Below are 6,474 nucleotides of genomic sequence, written 5' to 3' on the forward strand. Positions count from 1 at the left end.
GCAACGGAGTTGTTCGGTGAGCGCGGTCTGGACGCGCCGTTGGAGGAGATCGCCCGGCGGGCCGGGGTCAGCATCGGGACGCTGTACAACCACTTCCCGACCCGGGAGGCGTTCTGGGAGGCGATCTTCCCTGAGCGGCTGGGGGAGTTGGAGCGGGTCACCGAGGCGGCGCTGGCCGCGCCGGACGCGTGGGACGGGTTCGTCGGGTTCGTCGAGGGGCTGTTCGCGCTCCAGGCCGGGGACCGGGGTCTCAACGACGCGCTGGCGCAACGGTTCCGGGCCGCGGGGGAGGTCGAGAAGGCCTGTCACCGGGGGTTCCGGCACACCGAGCTGATCATCCAACGCGCCCGGGACAGCGGGCAGTTGCGCCCCGATTTCGAACCGCAGGACCTCGTCACCCTGATCTGGGCGATGTCCCAGGTGATCCGGGAATCGATGGAGACGGCGCCCGACACCTGGCGCCGCTGCCTGGCGTTCTTCCTCGACGGACTGCGGGCCGGTGCCGCCCACCCCATCGAGGTGCCACCCTTGTCCCAGGGGCAACTCGGCGCGGTCATGCGGTCTCGCCGACCGACCCCGTCGTAGACGTGTTCGCGCCAACCCGTAAGGTTCCGCCATGGCAGTCCCCGAGGTCATTCCGATCGCCTACGAGCCGAATCAACGCAGCGGCGCCGTCGGCCGCTACGCGGACGGCCAGTTCCTGGCGTCGGTCACCTACGCGTTCCCCCAAGGCTTCCGTCCCGACGACGGCTGGGAAGAGCAGAAACGTCTCTACACGGTGCTCCACACCTTCGATGCCGCGGGCCGCTACCGCGACTCGGAGATCTGGTGCGCCGGCACCTGGGCCGAGCAGCAACGCGCCCCGCACGGCGACGACTCGGTCCTCTCGCAGGCCCGCATCCACCTGGCGAAACTGCTCCGCGCCCTCCCCCGCCGCAGCTACACCGACATCGCGGTCCGCCCCTTCCAACGCACCGTGGACGGCGTCCTGTTCGGCCTGCTGGTGGAGGAGGACGAGGACGGCAGCTGGGCGGAGCTGTACCCGGACCGGCACGCCTTCGGGCCGCCGTGGGACGGCACGTACGACGGCTGAGCCCCTCAGCTCGGCCGTCCCCGCCCCAACTCCCGCACAGCCAGAGCCTTTACACTGCGCGTCAGTTGTCGGCGCACAGGGGATGCGCCCGGGGTGGGAGGGGACTCACATGGTCAAGTCAGGGATGTCCAGGGGCAGATGGAGAGCCGTGGCGACGGTGATCGTGGCGCTGGCCGTCGGCTCGCTGCTGCCCGCCGCGCCCGCGTTCGCGGTGCACGGCGCGGTTCCCGGCGACTTCAACGGCGACGGGTACCGCGACGCCGTCCTGCCGGCGCCGGGCGCGAACGTGTCCGGCAAGGAAGGGGCGGGCGCGGTCGTCATCCTGTACGGCTCGAAGTCGGGGATCTCGGCCACCCACCGCAAGACGATCACCCAGAACACCGCCGGAGTACCGGGCACCGCGGAGGCGGGTGACGGGTTCGGCTCCGCCACCGCGACGGCCGACCTCAACCGGGACGGCTACGCGGACCTCGTGGTCTCCGCGCCGTCCGAGGACACGACCCGTGGCAAGGACGCGGGCCTGGTCACCGTGTTGTGGGGCGGCAAGAGCGGGCTGACGACGGGCACCGACCTGCCGGCGCCGTCGGACTACCTGGAGCGGTACGGCACCGACCTGGCCGCTCTGAGCATCGGCGCGGGCAGCAGGACGCAGGTCGCGGTCGCGGGATCGGACTCCCTGGTCTTCAAGGGACCGTTCAGCCGCACCGGCACCTACGGTTCGGCCGTACCCGACCAGAACACCGCCTCTCCGGCGAGCGTCGCGCTCGGCGACTTCGACGGCGACACGGTGCTCGACCTGGCCGTCACCACCCAGGGCCTCAGCGACCTGAGCGGTGGCGAGGTCTACGTCGACCCGTCCACCACCGTCATGCAGCCGAAGCGGGGCAACGGCCTCATCGCCGCCTCGGGCGACGTCAACGGCGACGGGTACACCGACCTCGTCGTCGGCGACCCTTGGGAGCCCGATGTCGCAGGTGTGGACGGCGCGTTGGGCGGACGCGTCCTGGTCTACTACGGCACGGCGAAGGGCATCGCGGCGACCGCCGAGCCCGTGCAGCTCACCCAGGACACCGCCGGGGTGCCCGGCGCGAGCGAGAAGGACGACGAGTTCGGCGGCGCCCTGACCGTGGCCGACCTCAACCGGGACGGGCTCGCCGACATCGTCGTCGGCGCCCCGACCGAAGGCGTCGCCGGCAAGAGCCGAGCCGGTTCGGTGACCGTGATCCCGGGCCGACGTACGGGCGCGCTCGGCACCGGCTCCTATTCCTTCACCCAGGACACCACAGGCGTCCCCGGCGCCTCCGAGACCGACGACTTCTTCGGTACGACGGTCTCGGTCGGGGACGTCAACAAGGACGGAAAGCCCGAGCTGTTCGTGAGCGCGGCCTACGAGAACAACGCCACCGGCGCCGTCTGGGTCTTCCCCGGCGGCACCTCCCGTCCGACGGCCACGGGCACCAAGCTGTTCACCGGACCTGCGGTCGGCCTCACCCAGAAGAGCGACACGGCCCTGGGTGGGTACGGGCTCCTCTGGCTGATCTGAGGCAACGGCCTTTCTCCATCGGCTACTTGAGGACGCCGGCCCCGGTCGTGGTCGCGAGCTCCGTCGGCAGATTCTTCGCCGACGTCTCCAGACCGGCTGTGAGGGTCGGCGTCCAGTTCACGGTGGTCTTCAGCTTCTTGGAGTTGGCGGCGTTGTAGGCGGCGACGAGGTCGGTGGCGGTTCCGTTGACGAGGTTGCCGCCACCGGCGATGGACCCGGTGCCGTCACCGCTGAACAGCTTGCTCACCTTCTGACTGGCGGGAATCTTCCAGTAGTTGTCCTCGGCGACGACCTGGGCCTTGGCCCGCGAGTTGACGCTGTACTGGAGGACGTACCCGTTGAGGTTCGTGGTGTCGTAGAAGTTGTTGTAGATGTGGATCTGGCCGATCCGGGCCAGCGGAGCGCGCTGCACGATGCCCTTCCACACGTTGTGGTGGATGGAGACGCGCAGCTTGCCGACGCTGTCGGTGTCGCTGCTGCCGATGAGCATCGTCTTGTCGTGGTTGGTGAACTGGTTGCGCTCGACGGTCACCAGGTCCGAGCCCTTGGTGATGTCGAGGTCGCCGTCGTGGATCTGGTACTGGCGCCCGTAGTAGGTGGGGTCGGAGGTGTCGAGGCCGGGCGCGTCGGTGAACGTGTTGTGGTCCGCCCAGACATGCGTGGCACCGCGCAAGGTCACGGCGTCGTACTGCGAGTTCCAGTTCCCGCTGTCCCCGTCCGTCGGGTCCCACTGCGGGAAGCAGTCCTGGGTGGCGGCGAAGGTCAGGTTCCGCACGATGACGTTGTCCACGCCCTGTACTTGCAGCATGCCGCCGGTGATCCCGGCCTTGGTGCCGGGCACGCCCACGACGGTGGTGTTGGCCGGCACGCGGAAGATGATGTTCTTCCCCTGCTTGGTCTGCGCCGCCGCCCGCGCCTTCTCCTGTGTACCGGAGGGCAGCTTGGAGGTGCCGTAGGTGGAGGGGTCGAAGGCCTTGAGATACGCGGCCAGCGAATACCCGGTCCCGGAGGCGTAGTCGGCGCAGCTCACCTTCTTCCCCGAGTCGTCGGTGTTGGCGTCGATCGTCCCCTTGACCTTCACGATCCGCGGAGTGGTGTCACTCGCGGACCCCAACGCCTTCACGAGCTGGGCGCGGGTGCTCACGGTGAAGGTGTGCGCGGCGTCGGCCTTCGCGCCGCCGGTGGTACCGGTACCGGAGGACGCCCAGCCGTCCTTGGCGGCGAGCGTCTGGTGGTACAGGTCGACGGTCGCGGTGGTGCTGGCGGCGTTCGCGTTCAGCACGAGGAACCCGGCACCGATGCCTGCGGCGGTCGCGGCGGCGGTGACGACGATCGTGCGGCGCGCGCGGAGGGAACGGCGGTGGGAAGGAGTGGCCACGGGAAGTCCTTTGGTGCGGCGAGGGGTTACGACTCCTCAGTGGCCGTCAGGATCAAGAAGGTTGCCGCGAGCCGCCAACTTTCTTGATCCTGCGCACAGTTACTGCCTACGGCCGATCGCTCACGAGGACGCGGATGCCGACGCCGATGCGCTCGGCTGGGTGTCCGTGCTGTCGTGGGTCTCGTCCGGGGCGACACCCATCGTCAGGTGGGCGCGGACCCCCTTGGCGATGCGCTTCTTGTCGTACTCCAGGTAAAGCAGGCCGCCTTCGTGGCCGTTCTGCGGGTAGATCGTGTCCTCGGTGAGGGTCGTGCGGGTGGTGGTGTTGGTGGAGTACGGCTCGACCGTCGCGGATGCGAGCACGGACTTCTCGTCGAAGAAGAGCTGGCCGGTGTGGCAGGTGTGCCCGCCCTCGTACCCGGCGTCCGTCCACTCGCCGTCGACGTGCACCTTGACGTGGATGTGGACGCAACGGCCCTGGTACCACCCCGGGAACACCGTCTTGAAGGTGACCTGGCCGCGCTTGTCGGTCTTCCAGGTGCCGCGCAGATACCGCTCGTCGTCGGTCGGCTCGGAGTGACCGCCACCGGTTCCGCCGGAGGGGGGCTCGCCGGTAGGGGTGCCCGACGGCGCGTCGGTCGGCGTACCCGAGGGCGCGTCGGTGGGAGCGCCACCGCCTCCACCGCTGCTCATCGCCTCATAGCCGGAGTAGATGCCGAGCGCGCTGCAGTGCCAGATGTCGACGGCCGCGTTCCGGAGCGGCTTGCACGTCTCCGCGTCGATCACCGTGAGGGTGAGGGTCAGCGGAATGCCCACCTCGTCCTCGGTGATGTCCTGCCGGATCTTGTCGGCGTCGATGTAGTACGGCCCCTCGGTGGTCTCCGAGGTGAGCGTGTAACACGCCTCGCCACCGCTCGGCGTGCCCTTCGCGGACCCGGGGGAGGCGGCGCCGTCCGCGAACGCACTCGCGGCGAGCCCTCCCCCCACACCCACCGCGGCGACGGCGGCCCCGCCCGCGACGACGACCTTGCGTCGGGTCAAGTCCCGTTTGTGCGCGGGGGATTGGTTACGCGGTTGGTCCGACGACTCGTTGGCTGTTTCGTTTCCCGTCATGCCCGGACGCTAGGTAAGAGAACTGTAAGAAACATGGGTGTGAGCTGTGTTTTCCCATGAATCCCAAAGTCACCGTCTGCCTGGGCGGTCGCCGATCATGAGGTGCGCTGCTCGCGTATGCGGTGGAGGAGGGCGGCGAGGGTGGTGGGGGCGACGGAGAGTATCCGGGCAGGGTCGTCACCCTCCCTGAGAAGCAACTCACCTTCTGGGGCTGCCACTTCCACGCAGTTGGCCCCGTCGCTTCCGCTGGAGAAGGTCGGCTTCTGCCACTGGATCACGTCTACAGCTCCTTCGCCAGACGATGGAGGACACCCGACCGCCGGCATACAGGAGCTCCGCACTCGCACCCGCGAAGCCGTCCACGTCAAACGGGACCACCCGTACCGCGACGCCAGGCATGTCAGACCGTTCCAGTACGGCATCAAGCTGAGCCCGTGCCACACGCCGGTTCGCGACCCGAGTACGCAGCACCGGTTCGTGCAATACCGCCGTGTACTTGGACCTGCCCCGCTCCTACGCCGCCGAGTCCGCCAACGCCGGCTCGCTGGCCAGCGCCGCCCGCGCCGTGGCGACGTACGCGAGACCCTCCTGCGCCGTGCGGGCCGCCTGGGTGTACTCCGTCACCGTGCGGGCCGTGGTCAGCTGGGCCGCGGCGGCCCGGTGGCACTCGACGGCGTTCGTCAGCGCCCGCGTCACCGACTCGTCGGCGCCCGCCCAGACCCTCGCCTCGGGGACGGTCAGGCTCGCGCCGAGCCGCAGCACCGAACCGCTCGCCTCGACCTCGGCGTCGAGATCGGACAGGTCCGACCGGTCCCGGCCACCCTGCGAGCGCCTCAGCACGACGACCGCGAACACCGCCCCCGCGATCAACAGCAATGCCAGCACAACGAATCCCATCGTTTCCTCCAGACCTCACGTGGTTCACGGGACGAGCCGATCCGACCCCTATGCCCCATGACACTCCCCGCCACTGTGGGAGACCGTCGATCCGTCTGTGTGCTCGCCATGAGCCCTCCATGAGCCTCGGGGTTTTAGGTAGATTCAATCTACGTATACTCAAACTACATAGACTACTCATCGGCTCGGCTACCTCGTCGTGGAGTCCCCATGCCCACCCCTTTCGTCGGCCGTAACGCCGAGCTGGCCCTCCTCCGCAAGCGCCTCGCCCGCGTCTCCGCGGACGCCACCGGCGTCGCCGTGGCCATACGGGGGCGGCGGCAGGTGGGGAAGTCTCGGCTCGTGCAGGAGTTCTGCGACGGCGCGGCGGTGCCGTACGTCTTCTTCACCGCCACCAAGGGCGCCTCCCCCGTCGAAGGGATCGCCGACTTCACCGCGGAGCTGAGGGAG

8 protein-coding genes and 1 pseudogene are annotated in these 6,474 nt (G+C 69.1%); 4 read left to right on the forward strand and 5 right to left on the reverse strand.

Annotated features, from left to right (window positions below):
* From ACNFOC_RS48805 to ACNFOC_RS48815, 3 genes are all read left to right on the forward strand, one after another.
* On the forward strand, positions 1 to 585 hold a 585-nt coding region (locus ACNFOC_RS48805), incomplete at its 5' end, for a TetR/AcrR family transcriptional regulator (protein ID WP_416965441.1).
* A gap of 31 nt (positions 586 to 616) precedes the next feature.
* Positions 617 to 1,093 (forward strand): hypothetical protein, encoded by a 477-nt coding sequence (locus ACNFOC_RS48810; RefSeq protein WP_416965442.1) that lies wholly within the window; start codon positions 617 to 619, stop codon positions 1,091 to 1,093.
* Between the two features lie 148 nt (positions 1,094 to 1,241).
* A complete protein-coding gene (locus ACNFOC_RS48815) occupies positions 1,242 to 2,636 on the forward strand; it encodes a VCBS repeat-containing protein (RefSeq protein WP_416965443.1) in 1,395 nt (464 codons plus the stop codon).
* Positions 2,637 to 2,658: 22 nt separating this feature from the next.
* On the opposite strand, the gene ACNFOC_RS48820 is transcribed toward ACNFOC_RS48815, so the two are convergent.
* From ACNFOC_RS48820 to ACNFOC_RS48840, 5 genes and pseudogenes are all read right to left on the reverse strand, one after another.
* A complete protein-coding gene (locus ACNFOC_RS48820; RefSeq protein WP_416965444.1) occupies positions 2,659 to 4,014 on the reverse strand; it encodes a pectate lyase family protein in 1,356 nt (451 codons plus the stop codon).
* A 120-nt stretch (positions 4,015 to 4,134) separates the two neighbouring features.
* Positions 4,135 to 5,127, reverse strand: a complete 993-nt coding sequence (locus ACNFOC_RS48825) for a dioxygenase family protein (RefSeq protein WP_416965445.1) — start codon at positions 5,125 to 5,127, stop codon at positions 4,135 to 4,137.
* Between the two features lie 95 nt (positions 5,128 to 5,222).
* Positions 5,223 to 5,405, reverse strand: a complete 183-nt coding sequence (locus tag ACNFOC_RS48830; RefSeq protein WP_416965446.1) for a DUF397 domain-containing protein — start codon at positions 5,403 to 5,405, stop codon at positions 5,223 to 5,225.
* A pseudogene (locus ACNFOC_RS48835) lies at positions 5,326 to 5,619 on the reverse strand (Scr1 family TA system antitoxin-like transcriptional regulator); the annotation flags it as partial. The gene ACNFOC_RS48830 and the pseudogene ACNFOC_RS48835, both read right to left, overlap by 80 nt.
* Before the next feature lie 21 nt (positions 5,620 to 5,640).
* The gene (locus ACNFOC_RS48840) at positions 5,641 to 6,024 is read right to left on the reverse strand and encodes a hypothetical protein (RefSeq protein ID WP_416965447.1); all 384 of its coding nucleotides are present in this window, start codon (positions 6,022 to 6,024) and stop codon (positions 5,641 to 5,643) included.
* A 210-nt stretch (positions 6,025 to 6,234) separates the two neighbouring features.
* On the opposite strand from ACNFOC_RS48840, the gene ACNFOC_RS48845 reads away from it, so the two are divergent.
* A partial coding sequence (locus tag ACNFOC_RS48845; protein ID WP_521986901.1) for an AAA family ATPase occupies positions 6,235 to 6,474 on the forward strand: 240 nt, incomplete at its 3' end.

It is taken from the genome of Streptomyces colwelliae (assembly GCF_048158785.1).
In the GTDB taxonomy this organism is placed as follows: Bacteria; Actinomycetota; Actinomycetes; order Streptomycetales; family Streptomycetaceae; genus Streptomyces.

Bases quoted from the DNA above. Each gene is read 5' to 3' on its own strand.
- ACNFOC_RS48810 (WP_416965442.1), top strand. From the start codon at position 617: ATGGCAGTCCCCGAGGTCATTCCGATCGCCTACGAGCCGAATCAACGC.
- ACNFOC_RS48825 (WP_416965445.1), bottom strand. From the start codon at position 5,127: ATGACGGGAAACGAAACAGCCAACGAGTCGTCGGACCAACCGCGTAAC.
- ACNFOC_RS48840 (WP_416965447.1), bottom strand. From the start codon at position 6,024: ATGGGATTCGTTGTGCTGGCATTGCTGTTGATCGCGGGGGCGGTGTTC.